The organism is Streptococcus oralis (genome assembly GCF_003943395.1).
GTDB lineage: Bacteria > Bacillota > Bacilli > Lactobacillales > Streptococcaceae > Streptococcus > Streptococcus oralis_BF.
Genome location: NZ_RJPJ01000017.1, coordinates 1 through 22,055, shown reverse-complemented (window position 1 = coordinate 22,055; position 22,055 = coordinate 1). Strand labels below are relative to the sequence as shown.

Genomic DNA, 22,055 nt, shown 5'->3' with positions numbered 1-22,055 from the left:
TCTCCTACTGTCACAACATCTGTCCAAGTTTTACCGTCTTGGCTGACTTGGATCTTACCATCACGAAGGTAGTTTTGAGTTCCGTCTTGGATGTAGGCTCTAATCTTCTTGATAGTGCGTTCGCTACCAAGTTTCAAGGTCACGTGGCCATCTTTATGGGCGTAGTCTGAAAACTCAACGAAGTTGTTGTAAACACCGTCAAATAGTTGATCTAGGTTGTTCAGTTTACGAACATCATTGCTGCCGTATGTTGGATGAATGCCCATAGTTGTAGATTCTAGTTTGGTTGGTTGCACTTCTTTGGTTGTCACAAGGAGAGAAGTGGCTGTGACAGCTTGTTCCTGATCCGTTTTGTTGACCAGACGAACATAACGTACCAAGTGGGTTGCGACAGATTTGTCTGTCAACTGGCTGGCTGGCGTCCATTCTTGCGCATTTGCAGAGTACTCTAGGCTAAGAGCAGGGTTGGCTTGCCCTTGGAGCTGGATGCTCTTGATCTGATGGATACGGTCAAGCTTCATACCTAGATAGCTATGAGCAGGGAGTTTGGTTCCAGCTGGAATTTGAAGCTCGTAACTGCCCAAGCTATCCACTACTGGTGTTTCCTTCAAGGCGTCTACGTTGGTGTCTGTTAACTCACTGTTTCCAGAGCGTGTCTCAACAGAGAAGTCCTGAATACGCCACCAGAGGTCGAGGGCCTTGGTATTGCGTACTCGGATGTAACGAGCATTGATCGCTCTGGTCACTTCCTTGGTTTGTTCTCCTGATAGGCGATCCAACTCTTGCCATGCAGTTCCATCTGTAGAGTACTCAAGTACACCTGCGGCAAGTTTATCACCCGTTCCTTGGCGAAGACGAACTTTAGTGACTGACTTGACTTCACCGAGGTCAAGTTGTGCCCAGGCATCTACTGGTGTCGTATTGCTACCGTCAGCATTTGCCATCATGGCTTCTGTATTGTCCTTGCCATCAGTGATTTGACGGGCTGAGGTATTTAGTTTGTAAACTAAGTTTGAGCTTAGACTAACTGTCGTTGCTTGTTGGCTACGAGCTTTTTCAACTGGACGGTTAACTGCAATTTCCTGAACTGCAAACCAGGTGTTCTCACGATTCTCTGTCGCAATCATGCGAACTGCTTTGGCCTTGATATTGAGATTTTCAAACTTAAGAAGGGATTCATTTCCGACATAGCTTGGCTCTTTCAAGGTTACCCACTTGTCATTTTCATCTAGATACTGCACTTCTGCCTTACTAAAGGTATCACGTGGATTTGCCTGCGTTCCCATAGCAAAGGTCAAGGTTTGAATCGCTACTGGTTTGTTGAACTTCATACCAATATAATCACCTGTCTTGATACTATTTGGTGATTTAATAATCGCATGAGTTGCCAAATCGCCATCCGTCACTTCTGCCAAACCACCTTCTACACCTGTTCGATTGGTGATAAAGGTGCTGATGATTTGGTCTGGATGCAAGACTTTTTGAACTTCAGACGCTAGAACTTCTTTCAAGGATAGGATAAATGGACGAATATGTTGAACACCCAATTCAGCCTTTTCCATATGGTCTACATAATGGAAGGTGTGAGTTTGAGACTGTTCGTAGAACTTCAAGCCTTTATAATAGCTGTCCCAAAGCTTAGCAGCATCGTTTGTAGCCATGGCTTCAGTTCCTGTAAGGAAGGCATCGAGAGCATTCATTTGGTCAATTGCATTATCCAACCAATAGTGGATTTGCGCAACCATCTTTTGGTCGCCTGATGCTTTGTAAAGTTCGGCTGCTTCTTTAATCTTGGCAAATTCAGCTCGCAAGGTTGCACGTTCTGCAGTCACATCCTGACCTGCTTTGAGCTTGGTCATGAAGTCTGTTAATTTTGGAGCCAAGTCTACAGATTCTTCTAGTTTGACGACACGATTATCCATGTTTTGGTTGATCATGTGCTTACCAAGTTCACGGAAGGCTGCTGATACCTTGCTATCTTCAAAATGACCATTTTCTACAAAGTTGAAGGCAATATCATTGATTTTCTTAGCTTCTTCTTCTGATTTCCACTGTTTCCATGAGTATTGAGCTCCTGAAAAGAGGGCAATCTTAGATGGTTCAGACTGTTGCATTGGGTTCAACATGATACCAGACAGCAAACTTGGATCCACATTTGGATGAAGGAATTTCTCACCACCACCTAGAATCAAGTGTTGTTTAGAGTTATCTGTTACAGGCCAGTTAATCCAAAGTGAAACTGGGCGATAGGTTTTGCCACCTGCGGATAGATTGTTCTTGAGAGTTGATAGGAAGCTTTCAGAGACTTCACCCCAAATCTTACCACCCGTCAAGGTCATGGATGTTGAACTTGGGAGATTTTCATTGAGAGATTTCAACTCATCTTCACGTCCATTACCCCAATACTGTCCAGGAACAAAGATCATTTCTTTACGAAGACCGCTGTAAGTTCCCTGCATTTCAGTCAACCACTTGGTCATATCTTGCATCAAGCGGTTGTAGCTATTGTAGCCTCCAACTGGGCTTGGAGCATCATCTGCTAGGATACCAAATTCACGGACACCCACTTTCATCAACTGGGTAAATTTTGCCTTGATGGCTGCCAAGTCTTCTTGGTAATGCGCTTCATTGCCAAAGCGGATGCGGTTGTTCATGAATGGATGGATAGTCCAGACATAGCGAGTTTTACTTTGATTTCCGACACGTGCAAGTTCACGAATTTCTGCTAGTTTTTCTTCTGGATAGAGTTCACGCCATTTCTTGTTATGGTATGGATCATCTTTTGGTGCAAAGAAGTATTGGTTCAATTTCAAATCGCCACCATAACGCATGAGCTCTGCACGATCGGCATTCGACCATGGATTTCCATAGTAACCTTCGATGAAACCACGGTTCTTGAGCTCTGCATAATCTTCTACTGTCACATTCCGAAGGACTGGCACTTGGCTTTCCTTGAGCATGTGTTTCAAGGTTGTCAAACCATAGAAGACTGCATCTGTGTCTTTTCCGACGATAGAAATTGAGTTATCCTTGATGGTCAAGGCATAGGCATCAATCTTGTCAAAGAGACCTGCTGAAACATTGGACAAGTTTTGCTCTGCTTGTGAACCTTGTCCGTGCACTCCAAGATAGATATTGGTTGCGCCAGCGATTGCTGCCTTACCAGTTGTATAAGATACTTGATTGTCCTGCAAAACACTCTTCAAGCGATTGCGAGTATAAATATCGAGTTGATCACCCATAACCAAATTGACTTGCTTACGAAGGGCTGTGACTCCTTCTCCATAAGTCACTTTTTGTGGAGTTGGGAAGACCTTGTACTCTTTCTTGAGATAGTCTGCGCTCTTGCTGGCAGCTGCAATGCTATCTTCGCTAGCTGGTTTACTTGCAGTGAATTGATCTGCCAATTCAACCGTTCCATCACCGGTTTGGTCTACTTTTGGTTTTTCAGGTGTAGTTGGTTTTTCTGGTTGACTTGGTGCAGGCGTTTCTTGCTCTTCTTTGACAGGTTTCAATAGATGAACTTCAGCTGCACTTGCAAAGCCACCAACGCCTTCCAATACTTTCAACTCAATCTTGTTGGTATCTACCGCCGTAAAGTTGACTGTTTTTTCTTGGGCGTTGTTGTCCCAGCTTCCTTCTGAAACCTTGACCATTTGGCCATCTTTTTGTGCGTAGATTTCGTAGCGCGTCACGACACCATTTCCACCACCTGGGCGTGGAAGATAAGTCAAGCCATTGACTTTTTCTGCTTCTTTCAAGGTCATAGAAAGGGTATAGGGCGCACGGTCACCAGTCCATTTAGAATGCCAGAATGTGCTCGGATCATTGTCAAAGGCTTTCTCAACAGCTCCTTCAGTCGCTGTTCCTGGCAATTCTTGGCTACTTGCAGTAGCAGTGAATTTGTCATTTGCAATCAAACGAGGATTTACAAATGGTTTGTCTGACAACTCTGCACTATGCAAGATTCCTTTGAAACCACCGATGCTTTCAAGCGGTAGTACCAAGCTATTGTGGGCAAAGCGAGGATGGGCTGGATTTGCAATACGCTCAATCTTTTCACCATCCACATAGACTTCTGTAGATTGTGATTTGGTTACGATAGAGATTTGATAACGTTTGTTCTTTTCAAGTTTTTTATTGAATTGGATATGGAACTGTTCAAATTGATAAGCAAGGTAGCCATCTTTATCAGCTAGATAGATACGGTTGTCCCCACTTGTTGAGAAGGTTTGTTCTCCGTCTCCAGTGACAGTTACATCAAACTTCAAGACGTGACTTGGACCAACATCACCTGCTAAGCCTTCGATACTGCTGTCTTTCTCAAAAGCCAATCCATTTTCTGTTGCGGTTACTTTCTTCGTTGCATATTCTTTCACCTTGTCTGGAGTGATGTTGAATAGTTCTTCTGAAGCAATTGCTTTTTCAGGGTTAGACTGTGGCGCATAAGGACTAGTTGGTAGGGTACGTTCTGCAAAGGTCGTAGCCGCACGGTCAGATCCCCAAGTACGTTCTGCAGTAGTTTGCATGCTCTTGAAGAAACGTTTAAAGATATCATAAGAGGTCAAACCTGTCTCATGAAGGTCGATATTATCATTCCAAACTGCGTGACCACCACCAAGGATACTTGGATGAGAAGCTGGTAGAAGCGGACCTCCACCTGTTCTAAAATCATTCGGTGTCCAGCTATTGTACTGACGTTCGTAGTTAGCATAGTCCCCGTAGGCTGCTTGACTATTGCTTCCACTTGGCACACTATAGGTCGGTACATCTGTGATGTTGATAATTTTAGCTCCCTGAGCAATGGCTTCATTTGGTCGTTGCCATCCGATACTCCAGATATCAACCTCTACTCCGTTCCAATCAACAGGAGTGTTCCCACGTTTCGCACTGAGCGAACCCCAGATACGAGGGGTATAGCCTTTTCCTTTAATGTATTTGATAAGGTCATTGACATAGCGACGATAGCTTTCTCTGCTACCATAGTATTCATCCGTTCCGATATGAACAGTAGATACGCCATGAAGCGGTGCATCTGGACCATCGAGGAGTTTGTCATAAACGGATTTAACAAATTTAAGAGTTTCTTCATACTTAGTATCCAAGTCCAGCATGGCAACTCGTTCAACATTGTGCTTGCCTGCATAATCGCTCAAACTACCTTGATACATGAGGTCTGGACGAACTTTGACAAATGATAGTGCATGACCTGGTGTGTCAATTTCTGGCACTAGGTTGATATGAAGAGCCTTGGCCAATTTAATCAGATTTTGCATTTCTTCCTTGGTATAATGCTCATCTGATGTTAATTTTTGACCATTCTTACCGACAATGTCTGTCTCCAAACGGAAACCAGTCTTGGCATGTTCAAGTACATACTTGAGTTGTTCTTCTGGACTTAAATTCTTACCTGCCAAGTGTTCCTTAAGGAAAATATAGTTATCATTGAGGTGTAACTGCAAGTCGTTCATCTTGTAGTAGGCCATGTTGAGCATGATGTCTACAAGAGTGTCATAAGGGATAAATTTACGACCTGTATCCAGCATAAAGCCACGGTGGCTGAAACTTGGGAAATCACGAATTTCGCCATTTTGTAGGTCTGTTTCTCCCATTTGAAGAAGAGTACGAGTGGCGTAGAAGGCTCCTGTGTTTGTGGCAGCTTCAATGGTAATCACATCATTTTGGATAGTGATACCGTACCCTTCTTTACCATAACCCTTGTTTTCAACTTTTTTAAATTCGATTCGTTTTTGAGCCTGCTTGTCACCTGTTGCTAGTTCCAATCCACGGCTGGCAAGGTCTGACTGATAGAAGGTTGCAGCCTGATCAAAGCCTGAATCTCCTGTCGCAAGAACTGTATCTGAAGTGATAGAAGATTGGCCTTCTTTCCCATACCATTGTTGAACAGCTGGTGCTACTTTTGGTTTCACACCCACACCTTCGTCCTGATGTAGCCCCTTGATGACTACTTCAAACTCTTTGGTAAAGGTATGACTGTCTCTGATTTGTTGGACCATGACCTTGACGCGTTGGTCTGTCAAAGGCTTATAGATGTGATTTTGAAGGTCAATCACACCTTGCTTATTGCTTCCGATAAGACTAACTTCCCCTGGTAGACTAGGCAAGACAAGAGATTGTCCGTCTTCTGCTACTGATAGTTCTGTTACTTGGCGGATATCCGTTACCTTACTGTGGTCCGGAACGTTAGAATAAGCTCGAATTTCTTGGATTCCAACGTTTCTCCAGTTCATTGTTCCCGCTTGATAGTCATTGATCTCTAATTTGAGGTACTTAGCTTGAATACTTTCAGCTAGGTCAACTTTCTCATCTAAAACAGGATCTCCAGTCTTGGTATGAGCGAGTTTCCATTGTTTTTCTCCATTAGCGCCCACGTCTTCTTGACCTGCGTAGTAGAGACTCCAAGATTTGATATTGGGGTCATTTTGCCCATTACGAAGACGACGATCCCAGTCAATTTCTACATGCTTGATGAGGGTAGTTTTTGGAAGAGTTAATTCAAAAGTTGGTTTTGGTACATCTTTGTCTGTAGCCCAACGAGTATTGTCATCTCCATCAATAGCCTTATCTGCAGTAAAGTTAGTTCCAGTCTCATGGTTGCTCGCCTGGACAGTAGCGCCTTCGAGGTGGTTGACATCTTCTCTATCTTCGATTTGCTTTTCAGAAGGTTTTGTTGCGGGTGTAGTGGTTTCCGCAGGTTGATTATCCGCCTTTGGTGTTTCAACCGGTTTCGGCGTTTCTGCTGGCTTGGGACTTGCAGGACTTGTCTCTGGTTTTGCCTCTGCACTTGCTGCAGGTTTTGTTCCTTCTTCGGTTACCTGACTACCCTCTTGATTTCCTTCTGTTGCAGCTTCTGCATCCGCCTTTTCAAGCGCAGCTGCTAAATCATCTGGTAACTTATCCAGAGCTTGAACATGAGTGATACTTCCCTCTGTCTCTGAAGGCGCTGCTGTTTCTGCTGCCTGAACCATATTGGCTCCAAAGATACTAGCACCAATCATAACTGAGGCTGCACCAATTGCAAATTTGCGGATACTATAATGACAGCGTTTCTCAAAAAAGTGTTTGTCCATATTTCTCCTATTTCCTTTCATCCGCTTACGCTAGTAAGCGTTATCATTTCTCCTTTTAAAAAGGAGAGAACCAAGAGGTCCTCTCCAGGTGTTTGATTCATTTTCCGACTCTGACTCCCATAGAAGTTCAAGTCACTTATCCAAACAATGCAGTTGTGGAATAAATATCTATTCTTTTTTACTGTTAATAGCAAAGAGGGCGGCTGACATTGCTAGGCTGATTCCTGCTAGGAAGAGGGCTGTATCAGACTGGTCTTCTCCTGTTTCTGGGAGTGTCTTCTTGCTTTCTTCATTTTTCAGAGTATCTTTGATTTCTGATGTCTTTGTATCAGCTAGCGGAGCTGGTGTCAACTTATACTCTGGTTTCTCAACAGTTGGTGCTGGTTCATCACCTGCTGTACCTAGCGGGCCTGTGTACTCTGGTTTTTCATGTATAGCTGGCTCAACTCCATTGACACCACCTTTGTATTCTGGTAATTCGTGAACCAAGGCTTCAACCGCATTGACACCGCCTTTGAACTCTGGGACTTCATATACAGCCACTTCTGCCGCATTGACTCCTCCCTTGAACTCTGGTAGGTCATGAGCAGCTGCTTCTGCCGCATTAACACCGCCTTTGAACTCTGGGACTTCATGAACAGCTGCTTCTGCTGCATTAACTCCTCCTTTGAATTCTGGGACTTCAAGAACTGGTGGTTGCTCTTCACCCTTACTGCTTGTCGGAGCATCAGGTTTCGGAGCGGAATCTTTTAATTGATTGAGATAATCTGCAAAGTATTTCACCATTCTTTCCGTCAAGAGATGGTTATCCGTTGCATATTTCATGCTCGCCTGAACTCCAGCCACTTCCTCTTGATTTTCTTTGTCTGTCAATTTTTGAGCCTTAGCTAAAGCTGCTTCATAGCCAGACATGTCAAGCGGTGTTTCTGCTACCTGTGGACGGTTAAAGATGAGTTCCGCTGCAGATTGGTATTTATCTCCACCATCTCCGTATGTCTTGGTTCCCGTAAGGACAATTTTCTTAGCCTTGATTGTCTTACCAAAGTTAATGTCTTTTGGCTTATTGTTATCAGGCCAGTCCGTCGCAGTGAAAGTGTGCTCCTTGCCAGACTCATCTGTGACAACCAGTTTCACATCTCTCAGGTTACCGTTTGAACCTGAACCACGTGGAACATAGCGAAGTCCTGTGATTTCAGTCGGCTCTTTCAAGATCATGGTTGCAGGCTTGCCTACATCTCCACCATTCCAAGATGTATGCCATAGACTAGACACATTGCCATCAAAGGCATTCTCAAGACCTTCACCTGGTTGAGCTGGCGCATCCAAACTTTCAAAGTCTTCTGCTACCAAGGCTGTCTTCTTCTGAACCAAAGCATTCTTCAAGGCTTCAATCTTGGCAATCTCTGCACGCGCTTCTTCCACGCTAATGTCATCATCTGCCTGACTGAGGTTAAAGACCGCCTCTTTCAAGGCATCCATAGATTCCTTAGTATAGTTGGTCATAGCAACCGTTGGCAAGTAGTTCTTCAAAGCATTTTCTGTCAACATCTTACCTGCTAGGGTAATTTCTTCGATTTGAAGATTATCCATCATGAAGTCGTTATAACCACGGAAGTTGGCATTTCCGCCAGCATCTCCACGAGTATTGCTTGCGTTCCCAGTTGAGTAGATACCTACCCAAGTATCGCCTGTTTCTGCACCTGTCACGAGGAAGGTTACTTTCTTGGCCTTCTTAGAATCTGTCCAAGTATTTGGCAATTCATGCATTTCCAAGTCGCTAGCTTGACTACCACGACGACCTGACTGGAATTCTCCCTTACCGACTACAAAGGCATAGGTATTGTCAGAGCCTGCTTCGTATTCAAAGGTTACACGATAAGTTTTACCTGCTTCAAAACGGAAGTTTTGTGGAATGGTTTGGTAAACCAAGTTACGACGGCTCACTAGCCCATTGGTCTTCAATGACCAATTTCCTTCGATAACATCATCGACTTTCTTACCGTTCCAACCACGTTGTGTATATGGATCGTGTTTTTCAGACAAGTGAGTGCGGTTATCTTCAACACCTTCGACACCGCCCACTACGAATGGGAAGATACCTTGAGCAACATTTTCAAAGTCTTGTTTAAATGTTCCTTGACCTGTATCATGCTTGTCTCCGTACATGCTTGAATTGTTTTCAAAGGTACGAATTTCATCAAAGTAAGTTGCTTCATCACCAGCTTCACGACTCAATGTCAAAGTAACATTTGATACATCTGAACCAGTTGTAAAGAAGGCGTACATGTTTTGGAAGTAACTTGTATCGTCAACTGTAGCATTGTCACGACGATTGTTATGAGCATATGCTTTGATATAGTTGAGAGCGAGTGACTTATTGGTATAAGTAGTCACTTCTTTTTCACCAGTATTCACTGTGATACTTGCCTTAGCATTACTACGGTTATCAACACCGACATAAACAGCATACTTGGTATTTGGTTTCAAGCCAGTCAGTTTCTGAGTAAGGCTAACTTTGCTCTTGTTGCCTTGGATACGAAGCATTTCATTTGCACCCTGTGATTTGACAATTTCTGCTTTAGAAGCATCACCAGAAATAGTCCAATGTTTCAAGGTTCCACTGTTAAATCCTTGGTCATAGATGTGCATGCCTTCACTCCATGACATTTCAGGATTGGTTTGTCTTGAACGGTAGAGAACGTATGGTTGATTTGCTAGAAGGTCTAGGGTAATCTTGCCATCTTTTACAGTTAATTCTTGCTCTTCTGTCTTACCTTGGTCAGTTAGCTTGTAAAGGTAAACCTTGCTATTTGCCCAATCGCTTGGAAGTGTCCAAGTTGTTGCACCAGCTTGCGTATTGAAGTAGTACATCTTTTCCTTATCAGTAGGAAGTTTCTTACCATTTGCATCCCAGTTCCAAGGAGTCAAGTAAGCTGAGCCATCTTGGATGACACGTCCGTTGAGCGTTACTGTGCGTTCGCGATATTGTGGGCTATTGACATCATTTGACTTACGAGTCACAACAACTTTATTGGTATCCGGATCTACCAATTCCACTCGCATTTCTGGAGTCCATTTATAGGTGCTACCGTTATCAGACATGGTAACTGGTGTACCATTTTCCCATTTGCTTACAGTGAAGTGTTGGAAATACTTGGTCATCAAGTCATGGGCAAACAAGTTGGTTACATAGCCATTGTAATCACTTCGTCCTTGCCAGCCTTCAAAGTCTTTCATGCTGTAGCCACCTAGAAGTGGATAGTCTGCTGCACCACCGTAACTTCTGTAGTCCCCTACCCAGGCATCTTTTTGGTGATTACGGATAAAGCGCGTGATGGCACTGTTGATACCTTTATTGGTGTAGCCACCGTAGGTCAAGTCAGCAGCCCAGTGATGGAAGGTAGAGTCGTACTCACCACCATGGCCCCACTCGATTGCAAAGCGCCAACCTTGTTTATTGATTTCTTTTGCAAGAACGTGGGTAGCCCAAGCACCGTTATCACCTGATTGACCATTGCCCCAAACGTCCACATAGATAAAGTCGAGACCGTCACCAAGTTTTTTCTTCAAATCTTCCCAACGAGCCAAACGGCCATGTGCTAGGTCATAAGCAGCATCAATGTTGATACCTTGGTCTAGCCAGTTCCAGCCATAGCTATAGCTACCATCTGGATTCTTACGGAGGATTTTTTCATTGAAGTATTTAGACTCAGGATAAGTCTCAGAAGCGTTAACATGGATACCTAGATGAGCTCCATATTTCTTCGCTTTCGCAATCAAGGTCTTGAAGTCTTCAACACCACCAATACGTTTACCAATATCAGCATAGTTCAAGTGACCAGAGTCATGGCCTTCGCTACCATATCCTTTAAGGAGAACACCTTGTCCTAGACCATCTGTGTGAAGATTGATCTTCTTGATACCATCCAAAGTCATAAGGAATGGGTTTTGTGCTTGTGAACCAAAGTTCATCGCGATACGGTAAGCAGTGATATCCTTGACTTTTTCCCAACCTTGAGGGTTGTTCATAATGCTACGATAAGCAATGGCTCCATCTTGCCAATCGACTTTCTTATCCGCATTAGCATCTTCAGTGATAACAACCTTAGCACTTGGAAGTTCCTTGGTATACTCTGGGAAGACAATGCCCTTATAAGCTTTTTCCCATTGCCATTCAGAACTATGAATTCCGACATAGTTGGCATTTCCAACTGTTTCTTTATAGGCTGTCAAACGAGTCCAATCATACGAACCACCACCGTAGCTGTTTTGAGAGTTACTCCAAACACCTGCAGCAAGCTTATCTGTAGAAACAAATCCATACATGTAACCCTTAGCCAAATCCTTCATTGGATTGGTTACATCGATATGATCATCTCCGCTGACATGGGTATTGTTTGACATGGTTGCCCCGTCAAACTTGGCACCAGCTTGGTCACTAGAAACAGAGACCAAAGCATTGCCAAGGAAACTAATAGAAGAAAGCAGTTTTCTTTCATCATCAATCTTTTGACCTGGAGTAACTTGATTATGGTTGACAATCTTGGTCACATCAAAGTGCAATTGATTATCCACAACTTGCAAACGAACTGTCATTTCCGCATTGATAAGATTAGCATCATCGCGAAGTTTCATAAAGTACTCTGCAGTTGTCTCATTGATTTTTTTGTAAGTAACTTCAGGTGTAACTTCGTGTTTGTTGATAAATACTTTATTGAATTGTTGGACTTGTCCTGGCAAGGTATGCCCGTTCAAGCTGTATTCTTTAATACGTGGGAAAGCTTGGTCAATCACTGCCTTGAGGACCTTGGACTGGATCGTATCATAAGTCACCTTGCTATCGTCAACGGCCGGACCTGTTTCTTTCTGGCCAGGAGTATCCTCTGTTTTCACACCCTCTTGGTTATCAGTTTTAACGCTAACAACTGTTCGCTCATCGCCATAAGAACCAGCCTTGAGAAGAATCTTTTTCTCATTTTTAAGATGGTCATTGACCGCAGCTGGTAGAGTCACTGTGTCAAAGAGATTGACATCGTTATTGCTGGCATTGAGCTGACCATCTGACTTGAGAGTGATAGAGAGACGGTTTGTTGATCCTGTTTCAGGTGCAGCGACACGACTACCTCTATACCAAGTGCTAGTTGTTGGAGATTTATACTCCCAGAACCAGCCATCCTTGTCATAACCGACAAAAACATTATTATTGGTATCTTTAAATTTCAGGAAGACACCAAAGCGTGATTTGCCCTTTTCAGAATCTTCTTTGAAGGTTAAATCGACAGTCGCATTTCCATTGGCATCAACGGTCAAGCCCTTCTTTTCAAACAGAGCTGGTTTGCCTGCGTTATCATTTTGAGCAGTTGAGGATAGTTGGTTGTAGCGGACACCTTTTTCTTCACGAACCGTAACTGTTCCTTGTTGCTCTTTATTCGCTACTGTTTGCCATTCAGCCGTTACTTTTTCAGGTGTTTCAGGTTTAGCAGTTGGTTTGTCCTCTTTTGGTTTGTCTTCGGCTGGTTTTTCTTTCTCTTCCAAGTCTGCAGGTTTCACACTTGAAATCCCCTGCATGTGGTCTTGGATCCATTTCAATTGAGCAGGTGAAAAGAGAATACCACCACTACGTTGACCAACAACTCCATTTTGATGAACACCGACTAGTTTGCCTTCTGTGTCAAAGACACCGCCACCGCTAGCACCTGGTTTTCCTCCTTGATAACCGATCCCTTGAACACCTTCTCCATATGGTTCTGCAAAATCAACTGTAGTGTTGACAATCGGATTCAATTTCCCTTCTGGATAACCAAAGACATGGAGTTTATCACCGATTTTCTTAACAACTGGCTTTTTGGTTACTTCAACAGGCGTATTTTCCAGAACTGTTCGCAATCGAACAAGAGCCAAATCATTCTTGTAACCTTTTAGGAAACCTTCACGATCCCAGTGAATAATGTCTTTTTTACTAAATTTAACATCTGGTAGTCCTGGATAGGAAATGCTATAGATATCCCCATCACCCTTATCATTGTCAACGACCTTACGATTATTGCCATCTGGAACATCTTTTATAAAGTTATGTGAGACAGTTAAAACCAGATTTTCGCCAATGACAATCCCACTACCTTCACCTGATGGTGTCTTGATTTTGACAGTTGCTCCGTAGTTTAATTCACCATTCTTTGTTTTAGCTACATCTTCTGGAACAAGATTCTCATTATCTTTAGCTAATTGATCCTTGTCAACTTCTTTCCCTTTATCTTCAGCCTTATCTAATTTGCCCTCTAAGTCTTCTGGTAACTTATCTGAACTAGCTGATTTTTCTTTTTCAAGTGCTAATAGTTCTTCTTCTGTCTTAGGTCCATCCGTAACTTCTGGAGACCCTTGGTCTTCTCCCGCCTTTGGTGCTTCAAAATCACGCCCATCATTCTCTTTTGCTGTTGCAAGAGCAGTAGCTAGATCCGCTGGTAAATTCGCTGTGGAGCCAGACTGCACGCTATCTGCAAGAACTGTACTTGTCCCAAAGAATGCAGCCCCAATCATAACAGAAGCAACACCTAATGAAAATTTCCGAATACTATATTTACAACGTTTTTCAAATAATCCTTTATTCATAAATTCCTAAATCCTTTCATTTTTGAGTAAGCGTTTACATTTCTTTTTCAAAAAATACTCCTTCCTCTGAAAGTGCAATGCTTAACCCTGATAAATAAAAAATAATTATGTTTTTAATATAACAAATAATAGCTGAGAAAGCAATAGGAAACAAGTAAAATTAAGGAAAATTTTCTCTATTCTGACAAAAAGAGGCTCCAAATTTAGAATCTTTCTTTACAAATGTAAAAAAGGATTCAGCATTCAAGAGAAATACTAAATCCTTTCTTATATTTTGCAACAGTTATTTCACATGTTTTGCGAGATCTTCTTGAGCCTTTTTATTTGACTCTTCTTTTTCTTTCAACCATTTTTCTTGAGCTTTTTGGTATTCTTCTGCTGTCACGGCCTTATCTTGTAGATCTAGGTATTTATACAAGAGGGCTTCGCTCGTACCCTTGTTACCTGAGTAAGCAAACGGAAGAGTAAATGGCACCATCTTAGACAACATTGGACGACCAGTTTTAGAAGTTGTTGGGATGAGCAAGGCACTGTCGGTCAACCAAGCTTGGGCAGCAGCATATTTTTCATAACGTTTTGAAACATCAGAAACTTCTTTTCCTGCTTCGACAACCATTTTCTCGTAATCTTCCAAACCAACTTGCTTAGCTGCCGCGTTGTTGGTTCCAGAGTCAAATCCTAGGTAAGTCTTCGTATTTTCTCCGACAGATGGCTTGATGATATCAAGGTAGGTAGATGGATCCGCAAAGTCTGGAGACCAACCAACGTTATCTGAGATATCCCAATCTTCACCAGCAGCTGTTTCGGCAAAGTAAGTGATGTTCAATACATCATCTTTTTGAAGTTGTTGGATATCCACAACTACATTATCTGTTCCCAAAGTTGCTTCAAGTGACTGTTTCAAAGATTGCACACGTTGAACTTTCGTCGTGTTTGTTTGGTCTACAGGCATATCCAAGTGGATTGGGAATTTCACACCTTCTGCTTGAAGAGCTGTCTTAGCCTTGGCGAATTCTGCTTTGGCTTTTTCTGGATTGTAAAGACCATCTTGGGCATCATCCAAGTTCACGTTGCTCCACTCGTCACCGTATGTCACCAATTTTTCTTTGACCAACTCACCAAAGTTTTTGCCATCTGCTTGAACAAATGTAGGTGGAACAAACAAGTTACGAAGCAGTTTAGTCGCACCACTTGCACCGTTTACTTGAGAGGCATAGGCAGTTCTATCAAAACCAAAAGCAAGAGCTTGACGGAAATCTTTGTTTAGAAGAGCTTTCTTGGTTGATGTTTTTTCTTCATCCGTTGTCTTAGAAGTATACTTATAAGACTGGCGATCAATATTCGTACCTACTAAATAAGTAGTCGAATCCTGTTGGGTATAAACGATGTTATCTTTAAATGATTTCTCAATCTCTGGGTAGCTAGCGCTTGTTGGGAAGAGACGTGCCATAGTAAAGCTTCCATCCTTGAAGGCTTCAGCTGGTTTGTTGGTATCTTGGCCATCCCAGAATGACAACTTGACCTTGTCAATGTGGACATTCTCTTTATCCCAATAGTTTGGATTTTTCGCAAATTCAACAGAAGATTTAGCAACAATTGATTTGAGTAAGAATGGTCCATTATAGAGAATACTACTAGGATCTGTCCCTTTGGCGAAATCATCCCCTTTAGAGTTCAAAAACTCTTCGTTAACTGGAGCCATTACCCCCATTGTTGTCTTAGAATTCCAGAAGCTTTCTGGTTTGTTCAAAGTGTACTGAACTGTCTGATCATCCAGAGCCTTAATTCCTACTTGTGAGAAATCTTTGATTTCCCCTTTTACATAGGCGTCCAATCCTTTGATCGATTCTTGGACAAGGTAAAGAGCATCTGATTTTTTATCAGCCGCATACTTAAGTCCTGTTACAAAGTCTTGAGCTTTGACTGCCGCGTATTCTTCACCTTCAGAAGTATACCATTTTGCATCCTTACGGATAGTATAAGTGTAAGTCAATCCATCCTTGGATACAGACCAATCCTCAGCCATAGACGGCACAAAGTTCCCGTAGCGATCATTTTCTAGCAAACCATCAACCACGTTACTGGTAATCTCTGCTGTCGCAGCCTTACCAGTTGTCAAATAGTTGAGGTTATCAGGATCTGTTTCATAGATATATGAGAATGTCTTCTCTCCTTTAGCGCTCGAACCTGATCCAGAACATGCAGCTAAAACACCAGATGCCAATAAAGTTATACCCGCAAGAGCAAATAGTTTTGAACTTTTCATCATTTTCTCCTTTAAAACTTTTTCTCCATTATAGAACCTTTTCAGAAAGATGTCAACAGAATTTTCAGAATTTTTGTGTTAATTTGGTATATTCTGAAAAATAGTTTCAAGGATATTCTAAAGTAATAATTATTCGTCTCTCTTGGGCTTTACTAACAAAGTTTATACCGAAAAAAGTTTCACTAAAAACCATTTTTTCTATATTTTTGCTATAATTAAGTATAAGAACAATCAAGGAGAAAGATATGATCTTAATTACAGGTGCAAATGGTCAACTCGGTACAGAGCTACGTTATCTGCTAGATGAACGAAATGTCGACTATGTTGCAGTTGATGTGGCCGAAATGGATATCACTAATTCTAAAATGGTTGATAAGGTTTTTGCTGAGGTTAAGCCAACTTTAGTCTATCATTGCGCAGCCTATACTGCTGTTGATTCAGCTGAAGATGAAGGAAAAGAACTGGATTTTGCCATAAACGTAACTGGAACTGAAAATGTTGCTAAGGCCTCTGAGAAATACGGAGCTACTCTCGTCTATATCTCGACAGACTATGTCTTTGATGGAAAGAAACCCATCGGACAAGAATGGGAAGTTGATGACCTACCTGATCCGCAGACAGAGTACGGACGAACCAAGCGAATGGGTGAAGAGCTTGTTGAAAGCCTTACGTCACAGCATTACATTATCCGCACTGCTTGGGTATTTGGAAATTATGGCAAAAACTTTGTTTTTACGATGCAAAATCTTGCTAAAACCCATAAAACTCTCACTGTTGTCGACGACCAACACGGTCGCCCAACTTGGACACGTACCTTGGCCGAATTCATGACTTACTTGACTGAAAATCAAAAAGAATTTGGCTACTACCACTTATCAAATGACTCCGCTGAAGATACCACTTGGTATAACTTTGCTGTTGAAATTCTTAAGGACAGTGATGTTGAAGTGATTCCAGTAGACTCCAGCAAGTTTCCTGCAAAGGCCAAACGTCCCCTCAACTCAACCATGAGCTTGGCAAAAGCGAAGGCGACAGGTTTCGTCATTCCAACCTGGCAAGATGCCCTTAAAGAGTTTTATAAACAAGAAGTAAGAAAATAAAAGATTACGACACACGTAAAAAGCAAGAGACCTTGAATTCTCTTGCTTTTTTGTATGCATTTATTTAATCACTTGTTGCGTTTTAGCATAGTTAGCCTCTACTGCTTCTTTTTCTGATCTCCACCAGTCTTGATTATCCGTGTACCACTTGATAGTCTCTTTGAGACCTGCTTCAAAGTTGGTGAACTCTGGCTTCCATCCTAGCTCATCACGAAGTTTGCTGGCATCAATAGCATAACGCAAGTCGTGGCCAGCACGGTCGGTCACATGATCATAAGCGTCAGCTGGCTGTCCCATTTCCTTAAGGATGATCTCTAACACTTCCTTGTTGTTCTTCTCACCATTAGCACCGATCAAATAAGTTTCGCCGATTTGACCCTTGGTCAGAATTGTCCAAACGCCTGATGAATGGTCATTGGTATGGATCCAGTCACGGACGTTTTTACCTTCACCATAGAGTTTTGGCTTGATACCGCTCAAGATATTGGTGATTTGTCGTGGAATGAACTTCTCAATATGCTGGTAAGGACCATAGTTGTTGGAACAGTTGGAAATAGTAGCTTTGACGCCAAATGAGCGCACCCAAGCTTTGACAATCAAATCTGAGGCCGCCTTGGTTGATGAGTAAGGCGAGCTTGGATTGTACTTGGTTTCAGCCGTAAATTTCTCACCTGGTCCTTCCCCATGACCTGGTAAATCTTCACGCAGCGGCAGATCCCCATAGACTTCGTCAGTCGACACATGGTGGAAACGAAGGTCGTATTTACGAGCTGCTTCCAAAAGTGTATAAGTTCCGATGAAGTTGGTATGGATAAAGGGACTCGGATCATTGAGCGAGTTGTCATTGTGGCTTTCTGCCGCATAGTGTACAATGGCATCCGCTTCAGCTGCTAGCTTATCTACCAAGGCTGCATCAGCAATATCTCCAACGACTAACTTAACACGGTCGCCTAAAATTTCTTCAATATTGGCACGATTACCTGCATAAGTCAGCTTGTCCAGCACTGTCACATGCACATCTGGAAAGTTATTGTAAACATAGTGGACAAAGTTAGAGCCAATAAAACCAGCCCCACCTGTCACGATGATGTTTTTATATTTAGTCATATTATTTCCTTATTCCAAATCTTCTTTTTTCAAAGGCTTCACGTCCTTAAGTAGGGGATGATGTTTGTCCGCTTCAGATACCTCTGCTTCTTCCAGATTTTCCCACTCAATTCCTAATTCTGGGTCAGAGTAGTTAACAAAGGCATACTTAGGTTTGAGTTCAAGCGCCCAATAGTCATTAACCAGATAGCTATAAGAAACTGTATCAGATAGGACTTGAAATCCATTGGCTACGCCACGAGGGACAAAGATTCCCTTACTAGCGTCAATCTCTGTCTGGTAAACATTACCAAAAGTTTCACCCTCACGCAGGTCTACCCAAGAACCTAAAACCTTGCCATCGTCTGCAACCGAGATATACTTGTCCCAAGGTTCGGCATGGAGGCCTCGAAGAACATTTTTGCGAGAAAAGCTGACGTTATTTTGCAGTTTCCCTTCAGCAAAGAAGCCTTCAGGAAAGCCAAGTGGCACCATCTTTTCCTTCTGGAAATTTTCCTTAAACCAGCCACGATTGTCACCATGAACTGGAATATCAAACTCTAACATACCTGGAATGGCATCAATTTTACGCACCGCAAGTATTTTTCCGAAAAAATTATCTGTCATCTAGATTTCTCCAATCAAACGGAGCAAGTACTGTCCGTATTCATTTTTCTTTAGAGGTTGCGCCAACTTCAGTACATCTTCACGGCTGATATAACCCATTCGATAAGCAATTTCTTCCAGATTTGCCACTTGCACGTTCTGCATACGCTGAACCGTTTCAATATATTGAGCTGCTTCTAAGAGACTTTCGTGAGTTCCTGTATCCAACCAAGCAAAACCACGTCCCATAAGCTCAACAGACAAATCACCACGATCCAAGTAAGCCTTGTTGACATCTGTGATTTCTAACTCACCACGAGCACTTGGCTTTATATTTTTCGCAATCTCTACAACATCATTATCATAAAAATAGAGACCAGTCACTGCATAGTTGGAGCGAGGATTCCCCGGTTTTTCTTCTATGGAAATGGCATTCATGTCTTCATCAAACTCGACCACACCAAAACGCTCTGGGTCCTTCACTTGGTAGCCAAAAACAGTCGCACCCTTCTCTTTCTTAGCTGCTTTTTGAAGCATTGTGCTCAGACCAGGACCATGATAGATATTGTCGCCTAAAATCAAGGCAACGCTATCGTCACCGATAAATTCTTCACCGATGATAAAGGCTTGCGCTAGTCCATCGGGACTAGGTTGTTCCGCATAGGAAAGCTTGATCCCAAATTCGGAACCATCCAAGAGCAAGTCCTTAAAACGGGGCAAATCCTGTGGTGTTGAGATAATCAAAATGTCCTTAATCCCAGCCAACATCAAGGTTGACAAAGGATAGTAAATCATGGGTTTATCATAAACCGGCATCAACTGTTTTGACGCAGCTCGAGTAAGTGGGTACAGGCGCGTTCCCGAACCACCTGCAAGAATAATACCTTTCATAATGGGGCTACCTCTCTAAATTTTCATTATCTATAATTCAATTTTAATTAGATGAATCGCAAATTTATAATTAGTAAAAAGTCATGAATTGTAATTGGATTTTTGTTGCAATTTTATATATCATTTCAAAAAAATCTTGTGTTTTTATTTAATAATTTTTTTACTATTCTTGGGCATAGTAATAAGACAACAATAACATAAGTCACTGCACCCATAGCAATACTTGATAGCAAAGATACAAGCGACGAAGAAATAAAATAATTCAATGACGAAATACTAATATACATAACAGCGCTAGCGATCATGTATTTCGGTACATCCCTATATAGATAATAAAAATCAACTTGATTCCTTAACAAGTAAATTTCACCAATCATAATAGATGCTTCTCCAATTACAGATGAAATCGCACTTCCAAGCGCTCCGTATATCGGAATGAAAAAGAAAGAAGATATCACTGTAGAAAATATTCCTAGGAATACCGAGATACTTAAAAAGTAAGTTTGCCCTGTTGCAATGAGATATTGACTACCTAAAACCGAAGTATATCCCATGAAAATTAACTCCAATACTAGAACAGACAGAACCTTATCTATTCCTTGGAACTCCGTCCCAAAAAAAATAGAAGAGAATGTAGGACTAATAGAAATTATTCCAACTACAATTGGAATGGTTATGATATTAACTGCATCAAAAGTCATATAAGTCAACCCTAATACTCTCTTCATATCACCACTCCTATATGCATGAGCAACTTTAGGAAAAACAACTACTCCAATAGATGATACTAAAGCCAGAAGAATTCTAATCACCTTATCCGCATTCTCAAAGTAGCCTGCTTGCGACATCGTCGAAATATTACCTAGTAAAATTTTATTGATTGACATAAATACAATAGAAGCGATTTGTGGTATGAATAAAGTCAAAATTGGAACTAAGTGTTCACTCAACTTAAGGCTTTTTATCGGAATTTTAATAATATAATGGTGTAAATAACTCCATAATGTCAAATTACCCATTAAAGTAGAGCCTACTGTTATCCATATGTATTTGTCAAAGTCCTCTGTAGACTTGACAAAAGTAAAAATTAGAATAATGGAAATTATTTTAACCAGAAAATTTCTCACTACTGTACGTTTAAAATCTTCTACACCATCAAAAAGCCAAGATATATCAAATGCCGTAGCTATAATTTGTACAGATTGAATCACAAAAACCCAACTATATTTTGAATAAAAGAATAAAAATATAATAAATATGACATAGACAACAATTGCTACTAGCAACTTAATTGAGACAATTTCCCAAAATTTTTTACTACGCTCCTCAATACTTTCTCTGTGGTATGCTATGGTTCTATTACCATACATCAAAATCCCAAGATTTGCTATTAACACAAAATAACTTATTATAGTGTTTGTGTAAGAATTTATCCCTATTAACTCTGCTCCTAAAATTCTAGAAACATATGGGATTGTTATAAAAGGTACTATTATCAAAAATAGTTGATAAAAAGATTTATAAGCATAATTTTTTATTGTTTTCACAACTTCCCCCATTTCCTCTATTGATTGCAACTCCCCACGAAAGAACAAATAAATAAAGATAATATATCTCTGATCTCATTGTATTATTATACAACAAGAGCATAAATAAAGAAATAGATAATACTATCAGAAGAAGAGCATATTTAGATTTCTCTCGCTCAAAAATCATCTTTAAAGCAAGGTAAATTGGCATAAACATGAATAGGAACAATCCTATAAATCCATTCTCAATAAAAACATATGATAAGGTGAACATATAGTAATGGGTGTATTCGTAATTATAATAAAAGGAACTACTAAATATCGGAATTTTTGAAATTTCCGCCTCTCCTAAACCAATGCCAAATAAAGTTTGCCAAACATCTCCATAAAAAATAGTTGAGATTATTTGAACAATTGAACTTAACCGACCAAAATCAGAACTAGTTGAATAGGTTCCTGTTGAATAGCCAAATAATTTTTCTAATTTAAAAAAATTGTCAAACATAGGGAATAATTCATATAAAATAGGAATTGAGATTGCCAAAGCGACCACCACTATGCAAGTGATAGATATTATTTTAAGCAGTAATTTTATCCCTAATCTTTTAAATAGTAAAGTCAAAATAATAATAATAGGTAATTCCACAAAAATAATCTTTAACTCTGACAAAGCAGCTACGTATAGAGTTGAAACGATATAACTTGTTAAAATAACTAAGCTCGAATTATCTGATACATAATTAACAACAGATAATATCAAGATGAGAATTAAAAGAATATGTAAGTAGGTATTAGAAATTCCCAAATCATTTCCAAAAATTCCTCCGAGAAAATCTCCTGATTTTGAAAGCACAAAATATTGGAACGAGGTAAAGAA

General features: G+C 41.1%; 9 protein-coding genes. 1 reads left to right on the top strand and 8 read right to left on the bottom strand.

The features are described from left to right. From D8802_RS09850 to D8802_RS09840, 3 genes are all read right to left on the bottom strand, one after another. Positions 1-7,091 (bottom strand): beta-N-acetylglucosaminidase domain-containing protein (locus D8802_RS09850; protein WP_125395721.1); only part of this gene is annotated, 7,091 nt, incomplete at its 3' end. Between the two features lie 168 nt (positions 7,092-7,259). Then, positions 7,260-13,700, bottom strand: a complete 6,441-nt coding sequence (locus D8802_RS09845; RefSeq protein WP_125395720.1) for a SpGH101 family endo-alpha-N-acetylgalactosaminidase — start codon at positions 13,698-13,700, stop codon at positions 7,260-7,262. Between the two features lie 283 nt (positions 13,701-13,983). Beyond that, complete coding sequence (locus tag D8802_RS09840; RefSeq protein ID WP_125395719.1) at positions 13,984-15,966, bottom strand: peptide ABC transporter substrate-binding protein; 1,983 nt, start codon at positions 15,964-15,966, stop codon at positions 13,984-13,986. A 245-nt stretch (positions 15,967-16,211) separates the two neighbouring features. Here D8802_RS09840 and rfbD point away from each other — a divergent pair, with 245 nt between their 5' ends. Then, complete coding sequence (gene rfbD, locus D8802_RS09835; RefSeq protein ID WP_125395718.1) at positions 16,212-17,066, top strand: dTDP-4-dehydrorhamnose reductase; 855 nt, start codon at positions 16,212-16,214, stop codon at positions 17,064-17,066. A 60-nt stretch (positions 17,067-17,126) separates the two neighbouring features. On the opposite strand, the gene rfbB is transcribed toward rfbD, so the two are convergent. The 5 genes from rfbB to D8802_RS09810 all read right to left on the bottom strand — a co-directional run. Then, positions 17,127-18,173, bottom strand: a complete 1,047-nt coding sequence (rfbB, locus tag D8802_RS09830; protein WP_125395717.1) for a dTDP-glucose 4,6-dehydratase — start codon at positions 18,171-18,173, stop codon at positions 17,127-17,129. A gap of 9 nt (positions 18,174-18,182) precedes the next feature. Next, a complete protein-coding gene (locus D8802_RS09825) occupies positions 18,183-18,779 on the bottom strand; it encodes a dTDP-4-dehydrorhamnose 3,5-epimerase family protein (RefSeq protein WP_125395716.1) in 597 nt (198 codons plus the stop codon). After that, positions 18,780-19,649 (bottom strand): glucose-1-phosphate thymidylyltransferase RfbA, encoded by an 870-nt coding sequence (gene rfbA / locus D8802_RS09820; protein WP_125395715.1) that lies wholly within the window; start codon positions 19,647-19,649, stop codon positions 18,780-18,782. A gap of 125 nt (positions 19,650-19,774) precedes the next feature. Then, positions 19,775-21,196 carry an oligosaccharide flippase family protein gene (locus tag D8802_RS09815; protein WP_125395714.1) on the bottom strand — a complete coding sequence of 474 codons (1,422 nt, stop codon included), beginning with the start codon at positions 21,194-21,196 and terminating at the stop codon, positions 19,775-19,777. Beyond that, positions 21,168-22,055 (bottom strand): polymerase (locus D8802_RS09810; protein ID WP_125395713.1); only part of this gene is annotated, 888 nt, incomplete at its 5' end. The genes D8802_RS09810 and D8802_RS09815, both read right to left, overlap by 29 nt.

Coding starts and splice junctions, on each gene's coding strand:
- rfbB (WP_125395717.1), bottom strand. CDS start 18,173: ATGACTAAATATAAAAACATCATCGTGACAGGTGGGGCTGGTTTTATT.
- rfbD (WP_125395718.1), top strand. CDS start 16,212: ATGATCTTAATTACAGGTGCAAATGGTCAACTCGGTACAGAGCTACGT.
- rfbA (WP_125395715.1), bottom strand. CDS start 19,649: ATGAAAGGTATTATTCTTGCAGGTGGTTCGGGAACGCGCCTGTACCCA.
- D8802_RS09840 (WP_125395719.1), bottom strand. CDS start 15,966: ATGAAAAGTTCAAAACTATTTGCTCTTGCGGGTATAACTTTATTGGCA.
- D8802_RS09825 (WP_125395716.1), bottom strand. CDS start 18,779: ATGACAGATAATTTTTTCGGAAAAATACTTGCGGTGCGTAAAATTGAT.
- D8802_RS09845 (WP_125395720.1), bottom strand. CDS start 13,700: ATGAATAAAGGATTATTTGAAAAACGTTGTAAATATAGTATTCGGAAA.